The sequence below is a fragment of the Leptospira levettii genome, from assembly GCF_002812085.1.
In the GTDB taxonomy this organism is placed as follows: Bacteria; Spirochaetota; Leptospiria; order Leptospirales; family Leptospiraceae; genus Leptospira_A; species Leptospira_A levettii.
Genome location: NZ_NPDM01000003.1, coordinates 23,251 through 44,913, shown reverse-complemented (window position 1 = coordinate 44,913; position 21,663 = coordinate 23,251). Strand labels below are relative to the sequence as shown.

19 protein-coding genes are annotated in these 21,663 nt (G+C 35.1%); 8 read left to right on the top strand and 11 right to left on the bottom strand.

Going from position 1 to position 21,663, the window contains the following annotated elements; all coding sequences use genetic code 11:
• Positions 1-6: 6 nt before the first annotated feature.
• Together CH354_RS11490 and CH354_RS11480 are read right to left on the bottom strand one after the other, a co-directional pair.
• Positions 7-945, bottom strand: a complete 939-nt coding sequence (locus tag CH354_RS11490; protein ID WP_100728447.1) for a sensor histidine kinase — start codon at positions 943-945, stop codon at positions 7-9.
• A 369-nt stretch (positions 946-1,314) separates the two neighbouring features.
• Positions 1,315-2,304: a M14 family zinc carboxypeptidase gene (locus CH354_RS11480; RefSeq protein WP_100728449.1), complete on the bottom strand. Its 990-nt coding sequence runs from the start codon at positions 2,302-2,304 to the stop codon at positions 1,315-1,317.
• Positions 2,305-2,487: 183 nt separating this feature from the next.
• Between CH354_RS11480 and CH354_RS11475 the strand changes: the two genes are divergently transcribed.
• Positions 2,488-3,516, top strand: a complete 1,029-nt coding sequence (locus tag CH354_RS11475) for an alpha/beta hydrolase (protein ID WP_338092387.1) — start codon at positions 2,488-2,490, stop codon at positions 3,514-3,516.
• 81 nt (positions 3,517-3,597) lie between these two features.
• Here the strand turns inward: CH354_RS11475 and CH354_RS11470 are convergent, their stop codons facing one another.
• Together CH354_RS11470 and CH354_RS11465 are read right to left on the bottom strand one after the other, a co-directional pair.
• Positions 3,598-3,978: a nuclear transport factor 2 family protein gene (locus CH354_RS11470; protein ID WP_100716625.1), complete on the bottom strand. Its 381-nt coding sequence runs from the start codon at positions 3,976-3,978 to the stop codon at positions 3,598-3,600.
• Between the two features lie 77 nt (positions 3,979-4,055).
• Positions 4,056-4,493, bottom strand: coding sequence for a MarR family winged helix-turn-helix transcriptional regulator (locus CH354_RS11465; RefSeq protein ID WP_100728450.1), 438 nt, complete (start codon positions 4,491-4,493; stop codon positions 4,056-4,058).
• Between the two features lie 242 nt (positions 4,494-4,735).
• On the opposite strand from CH354_RS11465, the gene rnk reads away from it, so the two are divergent.
• Entirely contained in the window at positions 4,736-5,152 is a 417-nt protein-coding gene (gene rnk / locus CH354_RS11460; protein WP_100727094.1) for a nucleoside diphosphate kinase regulator, read from the top strand.
• Between the two features lie 36 nt (positions 5,153-5,188).
• Here the strand turns inward: rnk and CH354_RS11455 are convergent, their stop codons facing one another.
• Both CH354_RS11455 and CH354_RS11450 read right to left on the bottom strand, forming a co-directional pair.
• Entirely contained in the window at positions 5,189-5,809 is a 621-nt protein-coding gene (locus CH354_RS11455; protein ID WP_100728451.1) for a glycosyltransferase family protein, read from the bottom strand.
• A 41-nt stretch (positions 5,810-5,850) separates the two neighbouring features.
• Positions 5,851-6,621 (bottom strand): OmpA family protein, encoded by a 771-nt coding sequence (locus CH354_RS11450; RefSeq protein WP_100728452.1) that lies wholly within the window; start codon positions 6,619-6,621, stop codon positions 5,851-5,853.
• A gap of 174 nt (positions 6,622-6,795) precedes the next feature.
• On the opposite strand from CH354_RS11450, the gene CH354_RS11445 reads away from it, so the two are divergent.
• The 4 genes from CH354_RS11445 (at position 6,796) to CH354_RS11430 (ending at position 16,238) form a co-directional block, all read left to right on the top strand.
• The gene (locus tag CH354_RS11445; protein WP_100728453.1) at positions 6,796-9,039 is read left to right on the top strand and encodes a hypothetical protein; all 2,244 of its coding nucleotides are present in this window, start codon (positions 6,796-6,798) and stop codon (positions 9,037-9,039) included.
• 119 nt (positions 9,040-9,158) lie between these two features.
• Positions 9,159-10,370, top strand: coding sequence for an NAD(P)/FAD-dependent oxidoreductase (locus CH354_RS11440; protein WP_100728461.1), 1,212 nt, complete (start codon positions 9,159-9,161; stop codon positions 10,368-10,370).
• Between the two features lie 96 nt (positions 10,371-10,466).
• Positions 10,467-12,488, top strand: a complete 2,022-nt coding sequence (locus CH354_RS11435; RefSeq protein WP_100728454.1) for a sensor histidine kinase — start codon at positions 10,467-10,469, stop codon at positions 12,486-12,488.
• 57 nt (positions 12,489-12,545) lie between these two features.
• Positions 12,546-16,238: a LamG-like jellyroll fold domain-containing protein gene (locus CH354_RS11430; protein WP_100728455.1), complete on the top strand. Its 3,693-nt coding sequence runs from the start codon at positions 12,546-12,548 to the stop codon at positions 16,236-16,238.
• A 50-nt stretch (positions 16,239-16,288) separates the two neighbouring features.
• Here CH354_RS11430 and CH354_RS11425 read toward each other — a convergent pair whose 3' ends face one another.
• Together CH354_RS11425 and CH354_RS11420 are read right to left on the bottom strand one after the other, a co-directional pair.
• Entirely contained in the window at positions 16,289-17,014 is a 726-nt protein-coding gene (locus tag CH354_RS11425; RefSeq protein WP_100728456.1) for a DUF4386 domain-containing protein, read from the bottom strand.
• A gap of 9 nt (positions 17,015-17,023) precedes the next feature.
• Complete coding sequence (locus CH354_RS11420; protein ID WP_100728457.1) at positions 17,024-17,506, bottom strand: hypothetical protein; 483 nt, start codon at positions 17,504-17,506, stop codon at positions 17,024-17,026.
• A 51-nt stretch (positions 17,507-17,557) separates the two neighbouring features.
• Here CH354_RS11420 and CH354_RS11415 point away from each other — a divergent pair, with 51 nt between their 5' ends.
• The gene (locus tag CH354_RS11415; protein ID WP_243396056.1) at positions 17,558-18,715 is read left to right on the top strand and encodes a helix-turn-helix domain-containing protein; all 1,158 of its coding nucleotides are present in this window, start codon (positions 17,558-17,560) and stop codon (positions 18,713-18,715) included.
• A gap of 58 nt (positions 18,716-18,773) precedes the next feature.
• On the opposite strand, the gene CH354_RS11410 is transcribed toward CH354_RS11415, so the two are convergent.
• A complete protein-coding gene (locus CH354_RS11410; protein ID WP_100727102.1) occupies positions 18,774-19,910 on the bottom strand; it encodes an MFS transporter in 1,137 nt (378 codons plus the stop codon).
• 18 nt (positions 19,911-19,928) lie between these two features.
• On the bottom strand, positions 19,929-20,429 hold the full coding sequence (locus CH354_RS11405) for a DUF2938 domain-containing protein (RefSeq protein WP_100727103.1): 501 nt from the start codon (positions 20,427-20,429) through the stop codon (positions 19,929-19,931).
• A 155-nt stretch (positions 20,430-20,584) separates the two neighbouring features.
• On the opposite strand from CH354_RS11405, the gene CH354_RS11400 reads away from it, so the two are divergent.
• Positions 20,585-21,178, top strand: coding sequence for an ArsR/SmtB family transcription factor (locus CH354_RS11400; protein WP_100716668.1), 594 nt, complete (start codon positions 20,585-20,587; stop codon positions 21,176-21,178).
• Between the two features lie 75 nt (positions 21,179-21,253).
• On the opposite strand, the gene CH354_RS11395 is transcribed toward CH354_RS11400, so the two are convergent.
• Complete coding sequence (locus CH354_RS11395; RefSeq protein ID WP_100716636.1) at positions 21,254-21,517, bottom strand: RNA recognition motif domain-containing protein; 264 nt, start codon at positions 21,515-21,517, stop codon at positions 21,254-21,256.
• Between the last annotated feature and the right edge of the window lie 146 nt (positions 21,518-21,663).

Here is a 21,663-nt window from a genome sequence, read left to right as displayed (position 1 = left end):
TTTTGTTTAGATTTTTAAGGGATTCAAATTTTTGATTGGAAATCTAATTTCGAATGTTAACCCTTTTTGAGTTCCAATCAAAATTGTTCCTTGCAATTGTTTTACTAAATTTCTGACTAACATCAACCCTATCCCTTTTTCCTCCGAGTCAACATCCATTCCTATTCCATTATCTCTAACGACTAAAACAAATTCCTCTTCTAGTTTTCCTAAGCTGACTTCAATGATTCCTTTATGTTCAATTTTAAATGCATGACGAAAACAATTGGAAACCAATTCATTTAAGATCAACCCAATCGGAATTGCACGATCTAGATTCATTTCCAATCCTTCTTCCACCAGTTCTCGCAATTCTATATCTACATTTTCTTTCAAATAGGTAATTTTTAAGTTACTTAAGATTAAAGTAAATATTTGATTCAAATTCACATAAAGCAAGTTTGGTGAACCATAAATAATCTTATGAACTGATGCAATAGCTTGAATTCGATTTTGTATCAGGTTTAGGGATGATGTCAACTTTGCATCTTTTTCGGATTCAATTTGTAAGGACATAAGCCCAGATATGATTTGTAAGTTATTATTCACTCTATGGTGTATTTCGGTTAGAAGTTTTGACTTTAATTTTAAGTCTGATTTAATTTGGTGTTCATGAAGAGCTCTCGTTTTTTGCTCCTTTTTGATGGAACTGATATACAGAAAAATCAAAAGAATCATTGCATACAAATCTTTAAAAAAACCTTCATACTCATCAAAATAATCAATTAACAAACCATGTTCAAAAATGTTGGATATGTTTACGTAACATGGAATCAATGCCAACAAAATCAGAAATGTCCCTTCCCCACGGAATGATGGCCTTTTTATAAAATAAATAACAATAAAGCAAAAAGCCACCAAACAAAAGAATAGCGATAAAACATTTAACAAAACGATTAGATTCATATCAATGATGGCTAACCAAGATTTCCCTTTTTACGCTGATTAAAAAACTAACTGATGATAAAAAATAAAATGAATGTTCTAAAATATTAAAAAAATCATGAAAGTAATATCCTTCAATAACCGTAAATACATTACTGAACCAAACCAAAAGAAAAGCTAAGAATAAAAAATTATATTTCGGAATTAGTTGAAGGATCAATAGTCTTGCTATAATTAAAATACCAATGCTATCAAAAATCAGATTTAGTACTTCACTTAGTTGAAACATTGGATTCACCCTAAGAAATTAATTTCCTTAGATGGGTAAATTTAGCAGAAAAACAAAAAAAGGTAAAGTGAATATTTACAAAAATCGGAACATAATTTTATCTAGTAGATGTCCGAAGGATTCATTTTTGCAAGTCGTATAACATCGGATAAAAATTTTCGATGGCTAATGATTGATTTTTGTTTTAGTTCGCGGGATGGATTGAAGATCCCTCTTTTGCGAAAAATTTTCAATGGATCTAAATTGATATCGGACCAAGTTCCAATTTCCAAAGTTAGGGGGAGAAAATGCCTAGAGATGGGAGAATGTATCTCTTTTATATTTGATTGGAATTGATCATACAATCGATCCCAAAGATCACCATGGGTTGTATATGTTTCACTTTGTGGACCAAATCGATATAGGAAATGATTTAAATGATTTGTAAAATTTGATCCAATTTTCTGAAATAATTCTTCATCAGCACATGGTTCATGTGTACTTGCGTATGGCCACCAAACATGATCCACAGTACCAAAACCAGAATGAATGTCTACAACTGGGATGAATTGATTTTCGGCTTGGAGGAAATATTCTTTAAAGTATCGATCCAAAACTCTTGACTCAGTTTGTAACACCTTACCACGATAATACGGAAAGAAATTTGAATACTTATGCCCTCCAAAAAAAAATGGAGCTTTTACCGCTTCTACCCCAGAGTTTCGCATCAAATCTACACCCTTTGGGTTCGAACGTCTTTTTAAAGCAACCCCACCTGGATTTAGTATGGGAATACAAACAATTCCAACTTCACCATTTTTGATTTCATGATACAAAACAGAATTTTTACGGGCAAAAAGATCATCCAAAAAATCTAATAACACTCGAATGCCAATTGTCTCTAAACCATGAACACCAGCAATAAGACCAGAAGCATTACTTTTAATGGCTTTGGGTTTTCCAATTTCCAAAACATAAATTGGGAACCTAAATCCTTCTTCCGTTTTAGAAGAAAAGCCATATTGTTTTAATCTAACAAGTTTACCACCTAACTTTACTATTTTTAGTATTCTGTTTTCATAACGATTTAATCTTTTGATACCACGTAACATGAATTTTTTGCCTCGAATCAAATCAAATGAATTGGAAAACCAAACCTAATTTGTATCTTTGATTCAACTTTTTACAAGGTCTCCATTTCTAAAATTCGAATATTACGACTACTGTTACAATTTGATTACAAATTTTCGATTCCATCGTTGTGATAGCAAAATTAAGGAAATTAAAACATTGAAATGAAATTTGGTCCGCCAAATTCTTTGATAGAGAATCAGGTTTCATCCAAATCAAATATGTCAAAAAAAAATACCAACCAAAATGGTAGCCAAAATAAACAAAAAAAATTTCTGGAGGAGTATGTCCGAACGAATCATTCTACCATTCACGTCGGAGTTTGGCCGGGAAGAAAAAAAACGGTTATTTGTTTACATGGTTTGTCTGGAAATCTACATTCCATGGAGTCCTTCGCAAACTTACTTTCGAAAGCAGGTCATAAAGTAATCTCTTACGACTTAAGGGGTAGAGGTCATTCTGAAAAACCCGCTACCGGTTATGGTTTTATGAATCATATTGAAGACTTAAATCAATTGGTCCAACATTACAAATTAAAGGATTTTATACTCTTAGGACATTCCTTTGGATGTATGATTGCACTTCGTTATGCACTTAAATTCCCAAATAAAATCAGTGGTATGATACTAATGGATGGAGGTGGTCTTCTAACAGTCAAAAAGAGAATTCAAATCCTAAAGGTACTCAAACAATCATTTGATCGATTGGATGTTGTCTATAGCAGTCAAACTGATTATTTTAATTTGGTAAAAAATTCTCCTTTAGTACCAAAGTGGACAAAGGAAATCCAAGATTACTTTGGAAAGGAATTACACCCAATTCAAAATGGTTATGTTTGCCATATGCCAAAATATGTTATGGAAGAAGAACTAAAAGAGATGGGTGGTGCCATTGATTTGAAAACTGTAATGTTACAATTTTTAACTCATCCAATAAAAATGGGCAAAAGAATGGTACACAATAAAAAATTGGATTTCGAATCGATTCGTACCCCTACTCTCATCATGAGAGCGACAAAAATGAACTTATTTCCTAACGATGATTTATTACCAAAAGAATCTTTTGATGAAATGGTAAGAAGGATTCCCAATGCAAAAGGAATTGAAATTGAATCCAATCATTATGGAATTCTATTTGATCAGATTAAAGAAAGAGATAATTCGATTCTCAAGTTCATTCAAAAACTGAATTAACGAACCAAACCTCATCGTCATAAGGAATTAAAGTTTGATTCGTTGAGTTCAATTTCCAACTCGAAAGGAAACAACAAAGTCTTATATTTTTTCAGCCGATACTAAAGCATGAATGACTTTCCAATCCCCTTGGTTCCACAAAAAAGAATATTGGGTGCGAAAATTCATCACCTTACTTTGTAAGTTTGCTTTCACAACACCAAAATTATCGACAAGGTCGATCGAATTGATTTGAACCTTCCTTTCGACACCACCTAACTTTCCATCTTTTAAGGATTGAAGGTATTTTTCCTTGTTGGATACCAAAATATCCTCCATACCACTCACACTTACATGGTCAGTAAATTGGTCATGAAATGTCTTTTCTAAGGAAGAAACATCCCTCGCATCGATATTACTGATGAAAGTTTTAAACACCTTCTCCAGACTTTCTTTTGTATTCTCATTTTGATTTGTATTCATATATCCCCCTGAAATAAAAATCCGTATTCTTCAATTGTCATATTTGTTACTATAGCAACAAATATCCAAAAAAAATTTTAACCAACTGATTGATCATATATTTCATCAATGATTCGTTTGAAGTTATAAAAGTCCTGTTTTGTTAATTTTTTGAACATTCTACTTCTTTCCTTTTCAATTTCAGGGACCAAGCTGGTATAAAGTTCGATTCCTTTTTTAGTTGGAAACACTTTATGTTTCCTTCTATCGTCAGGATCTGGAATGATTTTGATCCAAGCTTTTTTTTCCATATTCCGAAGTGCACGAGCCATAGATGGACGATCATCAAAATCTCTTCCCAAATCAGATTGGCTACAACCAGGTTGTTTGATGATCTTGACCAATACAAACCACTGTTCTGGGAATAATTCAAGCCCCTGCTCCATTGCAAGCCTCATAAACTGTTTTCTTAAAGCACGAACAGTGCGATAAATTAAGTAGGCATATGAGTTTTCTAATTCGAAATCATTTTCCATTTGTTGCTATAGCAACATTATGCAGTTCCAAAACCATGTCTAGCAAATTTTTCTACTAGTTGGAGTCTTTAGACGGTTTTTTAAAATAGAAATCGAACTTAATAACGAATATAAATTCAATCGGATATGAATTGTTTTTACGATTTGTTTGATTGAATACAATTGAATTCAGGGAACCTGTTGACAGAACGGAACTCTTTTATAAACTGAAAGTTTTTTTGCACAATACAAGGAGAATGGTTATGAAAACCCAAAAGAAACTTTCGATTACAAATTTTGACTATATTCGATTAAAGAATATGATTACCGAGTATTCAAAACGAAACAAAACAAATGTGAATATCGAAGATTTATTAGGAGAAATCGAAAGAGCTCAAAAAGTAGATTCGACAAAAATTCCCGCGAATGTTGTTACAATGAATTCAATTATCGAAATCCGAAACGTAAATGAACTAGATTTTGATGAATTCCAATTGGTTTTCCCTGAAGCAGCTAATTCATCTGAAAGGAAAATTTCTATTTTGGCACCTATTGCAACAGCTTGTTTAGGATATAAAGTTGGAGATATCATCCAATGGAAAGTTCCTCACGGAGTTCAACAATTCCAAATCACTGATGTCAAGTACCAACCAGAAGCGAATGGTCACTATCATCTATAATGAAAGCTGAATTTTAATTTGAAATAAAAATTGCGACTACTTCTGGTATATGGAAAACAATAACGAAGAAGGTAGTCGTAATTTATATCCAATTTTCAAAAGAAGATTCATCACCATTTGACTAAAAATTCCATGTTTTAAAAATCGATGGGCAGAGGTTAAACTAACATGAGGAAGTAAAATTGGCTTTTGGATTTTCTTAAATTTTTGACTTAGTTCTGTATCTTCGAATAAATATTGGATTGTAAGGTCAGATGTCCAAAGTTCACGAGAGAAAAAAATACAATGATCCAAATATACGATCCCTTTCCATCGAACACGAATGAAATTTGAATACCATGAAATCCATCTTAAAAAAATATGCTGTCGATCAAACTGGTGTGTGAAACCGCCCCACATAATAGATTTCTCTTTTTTTTCACTTTCATGAATCAAAAATTCAATGGCATCACTCGTTAACAAACTTCTTGGATGATGGAATAAAATCATCTCACCATGGGAAAGATGAAAACCAATATTAAGTCTCTCTGCGCGAGTAAATGCCTCTTCCTGGTGAACGAAAATGATTTCGACATCATCTCTATTTTGAAAGTTTTGTATAGACTGTCTATAATAAATATTCGCAGCTATATCAACTGGAATAATAATACTCAACATTTGAACGAATCAAATCTAATCATCAATTTATAAATTCAAAATCAATCCTTTACCAAATAAATTGAGATCGTTGAATGAGATTCCGCTTGTTTTTCAGGATTCGAAATTTTAATGTTTCCATCAGCGATAAGCGTTTGAATTCTACTTTCATCAATCGATTCTTTTGCCAAGATTTGTCGGATTTCATCAAATCTACGTTTGACTAACCTTGTTTGGTAAGCGATATCTCCTGACGTATTTGATTTCCCAACCAAAACAATTTTAAAACTAATCTCCGATTTAAGAACTTCTCTTGTAAAAGAAATTAAAATTTCTTTGGATTCTTCAGTTAAGGTATGGTCATCAGGTGGGAAGTTAATGGAGTGGATTGGATTTGGACTTCCATTTGAATTCCAAAATGGTAATCTGGGTGGAGTACCAGGATAGTTACCTTGAGATTGCAGAGTCTCAAAAACTACCTTTTTCGGGCAAATTACTAATTTATCTGTAGATGAGTTGAATGAAACCAAAAATCCCAAAGTAGTAAAAATTATATCCCAAGGTTTGGCAAAAGAATTAGTTTCAACTACAAAAAAGTCTGAAGGATTGGATTCACTTTCTTTGTTTAGATTGTGTTCGAAAATCGGTAACAAAAATAACACGCGATATGTTCTAATTTCGGTATGAATATCACACCCATTTGGTGGGGAGATAGGGATGTGTTTTCGTTTTTCGAGCGGGATTCCGTGCCAAGCACAAGACATAAAAAACAAGCATATAACGATAGAACTAATAAGGATTTTGAAATTCGCTTTTTTGAAAAGTTTCATCATACAGGAAACTTTCCATATCGCAAACTTATTGAAAACAATTTTAATACAATCTTGGTTAGTATCTTATATATTTTTGATTTAAAATTAGAAAAATCCCTCATGAAGTATGCTCACAGTTTTTAAAAAAAATAATTTAATGTGGAAATAAATTGACTGATATACAAAAATTGTTCCATGCGTATTCAATTATTTTTTCTGTTTTTACCAATATTCTTATTTTGTAAACCAGCTGAACTTTCGAATGGATGTGATCCCAAATCCAAATCCTATTTGTTAGGAAGTATTATTCGTTATGCCATTTCTGATACATCTCCTTCCTGTTTACCTTCTTTTTTACCGTTCGATGTTGATTATTGGGGGGTTTTTGGTGGGAGTGCCACTGTCAATTCTATGGAAATTTACGGCAACGAACTCATACTAGGTGGTTCGTTTACTGCACTTGGACCTAATGTTGGCTCCACATACTATTTGGATACAAATTCCGGAAAAATCATTTCAAATGTTGAATGTCCCTTTTTAAAACTAAACGATATAGCTAAGGCTGTAGTTTCCGACGGAAGTGGAGGTTATTATATTGCTGGCAATTTCACATATGCCAGAGGTTTTCAATTTCAAAATGTTGTACATATGTTACCAAATTGCAAATTGGATTTTAATTTTCGACCGAATCCAATTACACCACCTAATATTTATTCCATGGCAATCTTTGGAGACAAACTCTATATAGGTGGTGTCATTTCATCATGGGATGGAAATACGCGAAATAATTTTGTCGTCCTCAATCGATATAGCGGTGCTTTAGATTCAATGGTAGTGGATGTTAATTCAGCCGTAGAGAAACTTTTGGTATACAATCAAAAACTTTACATCGCGGGTCAATTTGCAACAGTGAATGGATCTGGGCGTGACCGAATCGCAAGGATTGACTTACTCACTTCCTCTCTAGATTCATGGGTAGCATCTAGTACACAAAATAGTACGATACGCGCTCTCGCTATTGGTTCGATTTCTGGTGCCCCTGCACTCATCGTTGGAGGTGCGTTTACAACTCCCAGAAACTATGCATTTGCATTAGACTTAAATGGAACATTATTAGCATGGAATCCAAATTTTAACGGGATTGTTGATGCAATCGCTACTACGGGATCCAAAATTTATGTCGGAGGCTCATTTACAACAGTGAATGGAGGAACAGCAAGGAGTAACTTTGCCGTTGTTGATTCCAATACTGGAACAGAGCTAGGGCTAAATTATGGAGTAAACGGAAACGTCCACCAGGTGATTGAAAACAATGGTCAAATCTATTTGTTTGGTTCGTTTACATCTGTATTGGGTGAAACGAGAAATTATGGTGCCAGTATTGATGCGAATACAAACATCATGAGAGAATGGAATCCCAATTTTTTCAATCAATTCTCTTATCCATCTGCGGCCGCAGCCTTTTCGTTAGATGGAAGTAGAATGATGATTCCAGGAAGTATCAGCACCGTAAATTATGTAAACCGCTCTAACATTGCTTCCGTCTATTTAGATTCTGGTTTACCTTCCAATTGGTCACCTTCCATTGACAACGAAGTAAGTGTTCTCCATATCAAACGAAATTTTCTCTTTTTAGGCGGATCCTTTACATCCATCAGTGGACAAAGTAGACCTCGCTTAGCTGCGTTTCGATTACCAAATTATGATTTATCATCCTTTAACCCAAATGTAAACAGTGGAGTTGTCACAAATTTAATATCTGATGAAACGAATTTTTATTTTGGTGGCACTTTCACAAATGTAAATGGATCAACTCGAAATAATGTTGCCTCGTTTTCACTCGATAGTTTTAATCTTACCAGTTGGAATCCAAATGCAAATAACCAAGTAAGTGCTTTGTTTGATTTAAATGACTCTATTTTGTTAGGTGGTCTTTTTACCAATGCTGGTGGCTCAATCTCTACTTATATCCGAGCCGTAAACAAAACTGACGGTACGGCACTCAATATTCCAACAACGTTTCCAAATGCCGATGTTTCTGGATTTGCTTCTTATAATGGAAAAATTTATGTTGGTGGTACTTTTACGACCGTTGGCGGATTTTCCAATCAAAATTTAGCAAGTTTCCAGAAAGACACGGGAGCGTTTGAAACAAACCGTTTTCAATTGAATGGTGGCGCTTTTTACAATATGTTTGTTACTAACGATGGATTGATGGTTTTACATGGAGGGTTTTCCTCTATCAATTCCACAACTGCACAAGGAACTGCATTTATCAATTTGAATACAAACCAAGTGACTCCATGGAACATATCACAAACAGGCGTTACATTTCATCAAAAACAATATGGGAAATATTTATTCATTGCTGGAAATATCACAGAACGTGGCTATGAACCCTTTAGTGGCTACCATCGCATTGATTTACCAAAATTATAATGAGTCTAATTATTAAATATAATTAGAAATTGATTTAAATTTAGAACTAAAACTTATATTTCTCTCGAATTTTAAGTCATATAGGATACCCTGTATTCTATATGACAAGAGGAGAGGATATGAAACGGATCGTAGTATTAGGTAGTAATTTTGCAGGAGTAACTGCAGCAATCTCAACAAAAAGAAAACTTGGCAATTCGGTCGAAGTGATTGTCATTTCACCTGCTATCAATTTTTTATATGTTCCTTCTCTGATTTGGGTTCCCTTCGGAGTCCGAAAAGTAAAAGACATTACGTTTCCCGTAGAACCTATGTTAGCAAAAAAAGGGGTACAATTTATTCATGATCGAGGAACAAAAGTAATTCCAGATCGAAATGTTGTTCTCACTGAAAAACACGGTGAAATCACATATGACTATTTAGTCGTTGCAACAGGTGCTTCACTTAACTTCGATATTTTGCCAAATCTAAATCCCAAGGAGAATATGATACAATGTATTGTCACTCCTGAACTTGCAGAAAAATCTGCGCTAGCTTTTGAAGAAATCGTACAAAATCCAGGCCCAGTGGTAGTTGCTGCCACCCAAGGTGCAAGTTGTATGGGAGCAGCATATGAATATTTGTTCAATTTAGATAAGTATCTTAGGAAAAGAGGAGTTCGAAAACAAGTTGAAATCACCTGGGTAACTCCTGAACCATTTTTAGGCCATTTTGGAATTGGTGGTATTGTAGGTGGTCAAAAAATGTTAGAATTATTTATGAAATTATATGGCATCAAATGGGTCACCAATGCTACGATTCAAAAAATTGAAAAGGAAAAAATTACGTTAGGTGATTCAACAGAGATTCCATACAAAATGTCGATGATGATACCTCCATTTTTAGGAGCAGATGTCATGAAAAATTCTCCTGAACTTGTAGATGAAAAAGGATTCGTAATTACGAATGAGGGATACCAACATATCAAATATAAAAATGTTTATGCAGCAGGTCTTGCTGTTGAAGTCATTGCACCATTTAAAAAATGTGCAGCACCATTCGGTGTACCAAAGACGGGTTTTCCTTCAGATGTTATGGGGAAAATTGTCGCAGAAAATATTAAGAATGATATCCTCGGAACTGGAAAATTTAAAACAATGCCTTTCGGTAAAATCCCAGGTATTTGTATCATGGATGCTGGAAAAAAAGAAGTATGGATTCTCACCAATCACCTGTTTAAACCCAGACAATTTGAATTGATGATACCCAATATGTTTTACAATATCGGGAAAATTATCTTAGAAAAATATATGTTATGGAAAAACAAAAAAGGATTAGTGCAACTTCCATAAGTTTGAGTATAAATATTCCTTTGAAAGGAAAGAACATAAGCAAAAGTGGTCTAGAGAAATCTTTTCTAGACCAAAATGCAATTGAAAATTGGATTTATGCTTTTATGTTTTTTTTGTTTGTTTTCTTGTCAGGACAATGAAAGGCAAAGTGAGATCCCTCAAGTTCAAAATGGTATTATCAATCTAACTAACGTTAAATTCGAAAATCACACAATCCTAACCTTATCAGGAGATTGGGATTTTTTTTGGCAAAAATTAATCACTCCTACCTCATCCACGGACTTGGTTCCGTCTGTTATTCCGATCCAAAACAACAATTCCGAAAACAAAACTACTTTTATGAAAATTGGGAAACGGTGGAAAGATATCCATTCGGGGACCGGGTTTGCAACCTACCAAGTCAAAATGATTTTGCCCGATACATCAATGGAAGAACCATTTGCGATTCGTTTTTTACAAACAGGTGGTGCTGCCATAAAAGTATTTGTTGATGGAAATCTATCTCTTTCCTTAGGAAAAGTGGGAAAAACAAAAGAGGCAATGATACCAACTAGAAGTTCAGGTATCATCGTTCTTCCATATGGACAAAAACAAATCAATCTAACAGTCCATATTTCCAATTATTACCATGATGATGGATCATTTTGGTATCCTCCAAAATTAGGAAAATATCGCGACATTCAAAATGAATATGTAAAAGAGATCACATTTGATTCCCTCTTAACAGGTGCCTTGTTTTTTATGGCATTTTATCATTTCCTATTATTTTTTTTCAGAAGGAATCGGTCTTTGATTTTGTTTTTTGGATTGTTTAGCCTCACCACTGCTCTTCATTCCATTTCATTAAATGGAGACATCTTATACCATTTGATTCCCAATGTTCCATATCGAATCGCTTTTTCCTTATCACTTATCTTTTATTTGGCAATGCCATTTTATCTTTCCTTCTTAGCACAACTATACCCAAATCAATTTTCCAAAAAATTCATTCAGATATTTTCTTCTATTTGTTTCTTATTGTATTTAGCTGTGGTTTTGTTGCCAACAGAACTCGGCTCTCAAACCACATTTTTTGGAATCTTTTTTACAATCTCAGGATTACTTTACTCTATTGTATCTTTAACCAGATCTGCGATCAAAAAACAAGAATTAGCCCTTAGTTTATTAATTATCCAAGTGTTTATATTGATTAGTGCAATTAACGATACATTAAATTTATATGGACTATTCCAACATATACTCGTTTTAAAATATTCCTATTTATCTACAGTTTTATTCCAATCTCTAATCCTTGCTTCTTTTTTCACAAAAACATTTATTAAAAATGAGACATTAAAAAATGAACTTACAAAATTAAATGAATCTCTAGAGCAAGTAGTTGTCGCCCGAACCAAAGAATATCGAGAAGCAAAACAAATTGCAGAAGAAGCAAATCAATGGAAAGATAAATTTATTTCACTGGTAGCACATGACTTACGATCACCGTTGAGCACTGTATACTCTGCACTTACATTAACTTACGACGAAGACACGCCAAAAGAAGAAAAGGATCATATTTCAAAACAAATATTTGTCATTTTGGAAAATGCGATGTCTACCGTTGAACATTTATTAAATTTAAATAGATTTCAATTGGATAAAGGACAAATCCATTTGGATTTAACTGAAAACAATGTAGCCGAATCAGTTAAGCAAGTCATCGAAACATTTGCATTGGAACTTCAGAAAAAATCCATTCAAATTGAAATTACAGTTTCCGATTCTGCACAAATATACGCTGACAAATCGATTCTAAACGAAATCATTAGGAATCTAATTGCAAACGCCATCAAATTCAGTCATCCAAATGGGAAAATCGTTGTTAGTTTTTCTGAAACTGTAGCTGAATCTACCATTTCCATACGAGATTACGGAACAGGAATTTCGCTTGAACAAAAATCACGAATATTCACCGATCCAATACCTTCACAAGGAACTTTTGGAGAAAAAGGATTTGGCATTGGTTTAAAACTTTGTTACGAATTAATGAGGCTACAGAATGGAAATATCAGGGTTGAATCAGAGATAACACAAGGGAGTCTCTTTTTACTCGAATTTCCAAAAAGAAATCCAAGCTGATAAAGTCTTGATTATTTGTCGTGGCTTAGGATTCTTTTCTAGAACAGGAGAAAACAAATGAGACGTATTATTGTATTACCGTTTCTTTTCTCTCTCCTCACCTGTTCATTTCCTCAAATATCAAGAAGTCCCTTAGACTATTTGGCTTTCCTTCGTGTTTTCACGGGTTTGGGTCAAACTTTAGGGGGTGTTGTTTCGGGACTTAGGTCTGGCACTTCGGTAACACTCACCAATGGGAATGATTCAATTACTATTTCTGCTGATGGAAATTTTACATTCCCCACACGATTAACCTCTGGCCAAAGTTATGATGTTGGTTTAACAACAAACGGAGTTGGTATCACATGTTCTATTTCCAATGCAAAGGGAGTTGCCCAAAACTCTCCAATAACAAACGTTAGTGTTACTTGTGGGATTGGCGTCGGATTCTATGAAGTTGGAGTCAACGTTTCAGGGATCAGTGGTTCCATTTCAGTCCAAAATAATGCCGCAGAAACTCTAACGATTTCCTCCAATGGACTTACTAAATTTTCTACTGTGCAATCAACTGGATCCAATTATGCAGTCACGATCACATCGCAACCAGCAGGTACGGTTTGTACTTTTGATAATCCATTACTAGCCTCCGGTACCATTGCAGCAGTGAACGTAACCATTTTTATCACTTGTGTCAACGGTTACATTGTTGGTGGAAATTTGTTTTCTTCGACTAGCAGCGATTTAGGAACAAATTTAATCAATCGAAAGGCATACATCAGAACCTTTGTTGGCTCTTTCCCAACTAACAATGGTGGTACGGGAGCTGTTGCAGGCGCAGCTGTAGCTTCAGCTTCACCAACAGTTGCTAGATTCACGAATCCGAGTATGTTAGCAAGCGATGTTAGTTTCCTTTATGTTGCTGATACTGGGAATGGGGTGATCCGTAAAATTGATAAATCCACAGGTGTTACTACCATTCTTGCAGGAGGAAACACTGGTGGAGGAATCACTTGTCCTGGGACTGTCACAACGAATTGTTTGGACGGAGTTGGAACTGCCGCTCAGTTTAACGGAATTGTTGGGATCACTACAAACGGAAATAATTTATTCTTATTAGAATTAAACGGAAATCGTATTCGAATCGTAAACTTAGCAACATCTGTTGTTTCCACCTTTGCTGGTTCTGGTGTTACAGGTGCAGCAGATAATACGTCTGGAATTTTAGCTTCATTTTCCAATCCAACTTGGCTCACCCTGCATAATGGAATTTTTTATATCGTCGACAGGGGAAACTGTACAATCCGTACGGTAGATCCAAACACTTCTTCTGTGGGAACAATTGCCGGAGGTGCTGGTTCTTGTAATTTTGCCAATAATCCAGTTGGTACAAGTGCAAGATTTGTATCACCGATTGCCATTGTAGGATTAGGAAGTTACCTCTATGTAACTGATGTAGGCGCGGGTGGTGGTTATAAAATCAGAAGGATTGCACTCACAGGTTCAAATGCTGTTGATACCTTGGCAGGAGATGGAGTACAAGCATCCACTGATGGTTTTGGAACTTCCGCTCAATTTAACGACCCACATGGAATCACAACAGATGGAACCAATTTGTTTTTATCAGAATGGCTTGGACATAGAATTCGCCATATAAACTTGAGTGATAATAAAGTCACAACACTCGTTGGAAGTGCATCAGGATATTCTGATAATGCGACAGGGAATGGTTTACTCAATTTCCCAGGGTACATCACGACGGATGGACAAAAAGTTTACATCGCCGACCAAGGAAACCACGCCATTCGTTTTTTAGAACCATCCGAATTAATCCAATATTCATTCGATGGAAATGCTAACGATTCGATCGGAACCAATCACGGTTCCTTGATTGGTTCTCCGACTCTTACTTCAGATGAAAATGGACTTGCCAACGGTGCTTATGAATTGAATGGAACATCTGATTACATTGTTTCATCAGGACCATTAATCCAAAACACAGATAACATCACGTTCTCTGCTTGGGTACATTCCTCTGTGAATGATGCCAACCAATTCATTCTATACAATGGACTCGGTCTCAGCAATGGATATGGTCTTATGTTGGATAATACTGGAAGTTTGAGAATCGACTTAACAGGAACGCAGAGCCCACCTACTGCAATGAAATTACCACTAAATCGATGGGCACATGTCGCAGTACGTCGGTTATCCACTAATTGGCAAATTTTCATCAATGGAAGATCGACAGGAATTGTTTTTTCAACAAGCCCTATCCAACCAAATCCAACGACTACATTTAAAATTGGAGATGCTGGGATTGGTAATTTCTTTAGAGGTAAAATTTCCAATGTCCATTTTTTCAATGGTGCGTTAGACGATGATTCCATTCAAAAATTAGCCGTACAAGTTCCATCAGGTTTGATTTCCTATTATCCATTGAATGGAAATGGAAAAGATTATGGCAATTTCATGAATGACCTCACCAATTATGGAGCCGCCATTACAACAGATCGTTTTGGCATACCCAATTCAGCGTATTATTTTAATGGAGTTTCCTACTTCCAAAAACCAAATCCAAATGGATTGCCAATAGGTAGTGCAAGTCGTACCATCTGCGCTTGGTTTAATACTTCTACTACCATTGGACAATATATCATCAGTTATGGAACACCTGTCGACACAACTGGTAATGGACTTGCTTTGGCCTCTCCTACACTAGGTATGTTCGGTTGGAATGATGATGCTAATATTACGCATGAAGAGTTTTTAAATCAGTGGATTCACTTATGTGGTGTTTATGACGGTGTGACAAGGTTCGCCCATATATATGAAAATGGTACTCTTAGATTTTCAATCTTAAAGCCTTCTTGGTCTACTGGTACGAGTGCAAATCTAGATATAGGAAGATTAATCACTGCTACAGGGTATTATTCCGGGGATCTTGATGACATTCGAATTTATGATCGAACCTTATCAGTTTCGGAAATTCGTGCAATTTCAGGACCTTATCCGACACAAGTTAGTTCATGGAGCCAAACGGTTGCTAGCAGTAGTTTAAAGTTTTTTTTGTTACCTGAAAGTGCAAATTTTGGTCCTGGTGGTTGTCTTGGCAGTGTCAATTGTGTTTCCGCTTGGAATGATCGAAGTGGGAACAATATCCATGTTTCCCAAGGATTAGCCGTTGCACAGCCAGTGTACAATGCAACAGGAATGAATGGAGTCCCTGCCATTCGTTTTAATGATGCTTCTGCAAATTATTTATCTACTTCCTGTTCTACAGAACTCTTATCCACTTCCAATACAATCTTTGCCATTTACAATGACATTGGAATGGTAGGCAGTGATGGAATTTTCCACAATGGTGAAAAACTTCTCTATTTACCAGACATTACAACGAACAATCTCTTAAGTTTTTTTGATCTACAACTCAATAATCCAAAATTAATTTCAACGGGTGCATATAACATTCCTTCAGAAAATATCCTTATGTCTTTAGATTTTAATGGGACAACGGGCTCTATTTATAAATTTGGATCCCCCGTTGCTTCCTCATCTATTCCGACTGCTAGTTTTACTTGTGGAGTTTATGACTTAAGTATCGGTAGGTTCTTATGGAATTCGGGAATTTACCCAACCAATGGGGATTATCTCAATGGTTATATTGGAGATCTTATCTACTTCAATCAGGTTCTTTCCACAAGTGACAGAGAAGTGGTTGAATGTTATTTATCAGGCAAATATAGAATGAAAGTTGGACATAGATGCCCTTGATGCACCAAATAAGTTAACTCCCATTTGGTGCAATAAACCGATAATTGATTTTAAGATATGACGATCGATTTACGTTTTAACATTTGTATTCCTAGTGCCATCATCCAAACCAACCAACACAAACTTCCGACTAACCCTGCGAAGGGGATCTCCTTCACTTCAGGAATGACAAGTGAAAATAATTCAAATTGAGCAAGTAGATATAAAAAGGCAGATATCATTCCAAAATTGGAGATCCAATTGGGAAATATTTGATTTTTACGAAAAACAATTGATACAAGGAACATCCATAAAATTGTAAAAAGTTGGCCTAAGTGTTCACCAATTAAAACCCCAAATAGATGGTGAATTGTTTGGAAATTGATGAGAACTGCTTGTTTCATAATCTCGGATGATTGTGGGTCAAAATATAAATTTGAAAGTATTGGCACAACAAATACCCAACGTAAGAGTCCAATCAACTGAAAAAACAAAGATGCAACTCCAAATATAACCGCCGTTAAAGATAACAACAGACTATTTTCTTTTGTATTCTGATACAAATGTATAAATGCAAAAAAAAGAGGGAGCCCTGAAATTCCAAAAAACCACCATGTCCACACTAAGGAAGAACCACCTTTCTGGAATTCTGACAAAATCAAGTCTGTTGGTTGTCTCAATATATCTGGATATTGAAAATTCATAATTAAAAGTGTATAAGGAATTTGTATAAGAATGGGTATAATGATTAACACTAGCCCAATATACGGATTCCATTTCATTGTTTCATTTTTCATTTTTTACCTCTAAAAAAATTCTGAATAACTAATTCCTGGTGTAGGATTGAGCTCAGTTGCGACTCCTTCCGCGGAAAGAACGATTAAACCAAATCGAAAACTAAGTCCTCTCCAAATCATAAATCGATACCCAAGTTCAAACATAATTGTATCTTTCCTTTGGTATTCCAAATTCACTCCTTTACCATAGGATACATATGTGTAAAAAGAGGAAGGTTGGATTGAATCCGATCCAAGATCCATTGGCAAAAACCAATAACCAACCCCTATTTTATAAAACTCTATTGTGATACCTGGATCAAAATTGGTTACATAATAACCAGCATGTACTGAATATTGGCCCTTTCTATATTCTCCACCGATGGAAGGTGCGCGAAAAAAGTTAATGGAAAATTCCTCATTGGAGAATTTTGAATTTGCTAAGATTGTATCTGTGAAAAGGAAAAACAAACATAGGTAATTCAAAATTTTAATTTTGAAGATTCGAATCATTTCTCTCTTATTGTAAGCGAATTAGGTAACTTTGTCGTCTCACCCCATTGGATGGAACTTCTCTTTTTCAAAAAATCGGTATATCCAAATGAAACGTATTATGATAAGATTTACCAATCAATGATTGGATCGATTTTATTAAGTGCAGGGTTCATCCAATCCTTGTTTTTGGGCTTGTATTTTTTTTTCCAAGGCGAGGGTAAAAAAGAGTACAGTCGGTATTTAGCATTTTTCTTTTTTTTTCTTTCCCTCAGCATGGCCTGCAACCTAATCTATTACTCAGGAAATTTAAATGAATTCCCACATTTAATCAATTTGGGATATTTTTTCGGATTCTGCATCGCTCCGCTTTTTTCATTTGTCGTAACTCGGTATTTTCTGATTCCAAAGGAACGTATTGATTGGGAAGGATTCACATTAGGAATTCCTGTTGTGTTTTTACTCTACCAAGCTCCTTTTTTCCTATTAAGCGGAGAAGACAAAATTTTATCTCTTACGAAGATTCAATCGAATGAAAGATTCAGTGAGACAAATATATATCAGATTTTAATCTTATTTTTTTCATTCTTCGTTTTCTTAAGAACATACATTCGCTTTCAAATGGAAATGGGTCAATTTTCAAAAGATCTCTATTGGGAAGGCAGAATATTTGCAAATTATCTTTTTTTATTACTCATTTGGCTTTGTTTCTGTATTTTGATTTGTTTCATTTTACCAGGTAAAATCTCTGAATCGATTTCGAATTTAGGGTTTTCCATTTGGATCCTTGGCTTTGCTTGGCATAGGGTTTATTTGGATAAAAAAGAATCACATGATCTTCCAAATTACCAATCTGAATCAGTAAAATACCAAAAGTCATATCTACCTGAAATTCAAATGATGGAACTTGGAAAACAATTAGAGATTTTACTTGATGACAAAGAATTTTTGTTAGATGGTGATTTAAATCTTTCATTCATTGCCAATAAACTTGGAATTTCTTCTCACACTACATCTCAGGTATGTAACCGATACTTTGGTAAAAGTTTGATCGAAATCATCCAAGAAAAAAGAATTGAACATGCAAAATATGCATTAAAACATTCAGATGAAACAATATTAAGAATTGGATTTGATGTTGGTTTTAATTCGAAAAATTCATTTATCAGAGTGTTTAAAGAACTAACTCAACTTACTCCATCAGAGTATCGTAAAAAACATAGATCTTAGCCGAAAGAATTTTGAAATAAATACTATCATTTCGACTAAGAAATACAATTGCGAATGCTTAATTCTTTGATTCCTTCAAACTGAATGCAATGGAAAAGGAGAAAATACAAGCGATCATTCCAAATGCAAACACAGCCGCATATCCAAAATGATCAGCAACAAATCCAGCAAGTGGCCCAGTCACTCCCAAGGCAAGATCGAAGAAAGCAACATAAGCTCCTAAGGCGACTCCCCGAAATTGTGGTTCCATGTTTTTAACTGCTTCCACACCGAATGCAGGGAAAACAAGTGAATAACCAAAACCTGTCAATGCAGCGCCTATAAACGCTATATAAGCGTGATTTGCTTGCCATAATAATATCTGTCCTATAATGGCGACAAATGAAAAAATGAGAGCAATTTTTTTCCCACCATATACATCTACAGTTCCAGCAAAAAAGATTCGAGATAGAACATAAGCAGTTCCAAATATCGCCATCACCCACTGTGCGTTTTCCCATCCCCTCTCTTTAAAGAGTAAGGTACTAAATCCAGCTATCCCAGCAAAAGATACAGCAGCAAATAGTAATCCAAAACCATGTTTCCATACTTTAGGAATTACTTGGTAAAAGGGAATTCTTACTTTACTTGCAGGAGGGATGGCAGGAACGGAAATGGAAATGATCCCAGCGATGACAGGAAAAAGAATCGCTAACATAACTCCACCTTGGAATCCTAATTGTTGAACCATAAAATATCCTAAAGGGGCAGAAATTGCAATTGCTCCATACATTGCCATGCCACTCCAAGCCATCACACGACCTGCGTTAGCTGGTCCAACCAAACCAACTCCCCATGAAAGAGCACCGGTGATTAGTAAACTTTCTGAGTAACCTAAAATAATTCTACCAAACAAAAGTGTGACAAGCCCCATATCTCCTGGTATCAAAAGAGGACCTAAATTGACAATACCAGAAATAACTGCAAAGAATAAACCTCGTTTGACTGCGACTTTGGGTCCTTTTAAATCCGAGATGGTACCGGAATGGTGACGAAAGAGTAAAGTTACAATTGATTGGGTACCAAGTATAATTCCGAGCCAAACATCACTATACCCTAAACTATTTCTGATAAAACCTGGAAGTGTTGCAATTGGAATTCCCACAGAGAAAAAACCAAAGAGCACTATGGACGCGATGATGATAATATATTTCATATACATTCCTTAAATTTTTTAATGTAAATAAACATGTGTTAAAAGAGCAGTTCCGTATAAACCAAGTCCATAAACAGTATGGATGGCAATATTTCGAATTCTAACTTGAAACGGTTTTGGAGTTTTTGATGCTGCTATCCCAATTCCCATAGCAGGTTGCATCAAAAACCAAGGTGCAATTATGGTCGATAGTCCTAAAAAAAAGGGCTCTCCGATGGAAGGATTTTCTAACCAATTTACTCCCCAGATAATGGGCAACAAACTAGCAAAAAAAATACCAATTGAATAATGTGAGATCCAACCAATGATACTCTCTCCTGGTATCACCGAAGATTTCGCAATTGGTGAGTGGAAGAATTTACCTTTTGCACAATGCCCAACCCATCTACCCAATAGGCCGAGATCTAAGGAGTTCACTTTAAATGTCTTTTGTAAAAAAAACCTCCATAGATCCATCGCCATCGTAGCGCCAATTCCAATTAAAATTGTCTGAATTGTTATACTTACCAAGTGATCCATGACAACCTCCTAATCAATAAATCATTCTATCATTCAATTGTTTTATTGAATGATAGAATGTCTATAGTTTTTTACAAAAAACTAAAAACTCTTGCCAGATAGGGAATCATTGATTTTCTAAGATTGGTATGAGAAGTTTGGAAACAATTCCCCGTATGAGCGAAATCGCGAATATGCTTGGAAACGAATCACGTTTAATTTTGCTTCAACTTCTGGCAGAAGGGGAAAAATCTGTAGAAACTCTTTCCGAAGAATCGGGAATCCCGGTTGCTAACACTTCTCAACACCTACAAGCGCTAAAAAAAGCAAATCTTGTCATCACAAGGAGAGATGGAAAGAGGATCTTATATCGCTGGGAATTAGGTCCGATGAAGGAACTTTTTTTGGCACTAGAAAAATTTGCAATTTATAGCACTGCCCAAGATGACCATTCAAACCTAAAATCAAAAGGCAGAAACTCCGACTTATCAACCTCTGAATTACAAAAAAAAATGAAAAAAGGAGGAATCCTCCTGATTGACGTCCGCTCGAAAGAAGAGTACAAAAAAGGGCATATACCAGAAGCTGTGAACATTCCTTATAATGAATTGGAAACATATAAATTTCCCAAAAACAAAGAGTTGATTGTTTACTGCAGAGGACCTTTGTGTTTATTATCGGTGAATGCTTTGAATTTTTTGAAAGCTCGTGAACTTAGTGTTACACGATATGGTGGAGGTTATCGAAATTGGGAATCTGGAGATATATAAAAGGAACAAATTTATAAATCATTTTCTAAAAATAGAAATTTTATTATAAACTTGTTCCGTTTCGTTATACTGGAATTAGTTCCAGTTGTTAGTTTTCGGTTTTGCAATATTCACTTTCATTTCACGATTGAGAATATTTTTTCCGTTTAAATCGCTGATAGCTTTGTCAGCTTCATTACGATCTTTCATTTCGATAAAACCAAAACCTTTTGATCCGCCAGTGTACTGGTCAGTGATGATTTTAGCAGAAGAAACAGAACCATGAACTGAAAAAAGTTCGTTAAGTTTTGATTCCGTCATTTCGTAAGAGAGGTTACCTACATAGATATTTGTTGACATGTGATGTCCTTATTAGTTTTATTTGACTCTGAAATTTTAATGGATTAGAAACAACTTTCCTGTAAGGAAATTAGGTAAAAACACAACGAAAATGCAGGGGAAAACTAATAAAAGAGATCAGAATGCAAAAAAGTGAGGACTACTTA

Coding starts and splice junctions, on each gene's coding strand:
- CH354_RS11450 (WP_100728452.1), bottom strand. CDS start 6,621: ATGATGAAACTTTTCAAAAAAGCGAATTTCAAAATCCTTATTAGTTCT.
- CH354_RS11395 (WP_100716636.1), bottom strand. CDS start 21,517: ATGTCAACAAATATCTATGTAGGTAACCTCTCTTACGAAATGACGGAA.
- CH354_RS11430 (WP_100728455.1), top strand. CDS start 12,546: ATGAGACGTATTATTGTATTACCGTTTCTTTTCTCTCTCCTCACCTGT.
- CH354_RS11475 (WP_338092387.1), top strand. CDS start 2,488: ATGAAATTTGGTCCGCCAAATTCTTTGATAGAGAATCAGGTTTCATCC.
- CH354_RS11400 (WP_100716668.1), top strand. CDS start 20,585: ATGAGCGAAATCGCGAATATGCTTGGAAACGAATCACGTTTAATTTTG.
- rnk (WP_100727094.1), top strand. CDS start 4,736: ATGAAAACCCAAAAGAAACTTTCGATTACAAATTTTGACTATATTCGA.
- CH354_RS11435 (WP_100728454.1), top strand. CDS start 10,467: ATGCTTTTATGTTTTTTTTGTTTGTTTTCTTGTCAGGACAATGAAAGG.
- CH354_RS11480 (WP_100728449.1), bottom strand. CDS start 2,304: ATGTTACGTGGTATCAAAAGATTAAATCGTTATGAAAACAGAATACTA.
- CH354_RS11445 (WP_100728453.1), top strand. CDS start 6,796: ATGCGTATTCAATTATTTTTTCTGTTTTTACCAATATTCTTATTTTGT.
- CH354_RS11420 (WP_100728457.1), bottom strand. CDS start 17,506: ATGATTCGAATCTTCAAAATTAAAATTTTGAATTACCTATGTTTGTTT.
- CH354_RS11490 (WP_100728447.1), bottom strand. CDS start 945: ATGAATCTAATCGTTTTGTTAAATGTTTTATCGCTATTCTTTTGTTTG.
- CH354_RS11455 (WP_100728451.1), bottom strand. CDS start 5,809: ATGTTGAGTATTATTATTCCAGTTGATATAGCTGCGAATATTTATTAT.
- CH354_RS11465 (WP_100728450.1), bottom strand. CDS start 4,493: ATGGAAAATGATTTCGAATTAGAAAACTCATATGCCTACTTAATTTAT.
- CH354_RS11440 (WP_100728461.1), top strand. CDS start 9,159: ATGAAACGGATCGTAGTATTAGGTAGTAATTTTGCAGGAGTAACTGCA.
- CH354_RS11415 (WP_243396056.1), top strand. CDS start 17,558: ATGGAACTTCTCTTTTTCAAAAAATCGGTATATCCAAATGAAACGTAT.
- CH354_RS11410 (WP_100727102.1), bottom strand. CDS start 19,910: ATGAAATATATTATCATCATCGCGTCCATAGTGCTCTTTGGTTTTTTC.
- CH354_RS11470 (WP_100716625.1), bottom strand. CDS start 3,978: ATGAATACAAATCAAAATGAGAATACAAAAGAAAGTCTGGAGAAGGTG.
- CH354_RS11405 (WP_100727103.1), bottom strand. CDS start 20,429: ATGGATCACTTGGTAAGTATAACAATTCAGACAATTTTAATTGGAATT.
- CH354_RS11425 (WP_100728456.1), bottom strand. CDS start 17,014: ATGAAAAATGAAACAATGAAATGGAATCCGTATATTGGGCTAGTGTTA.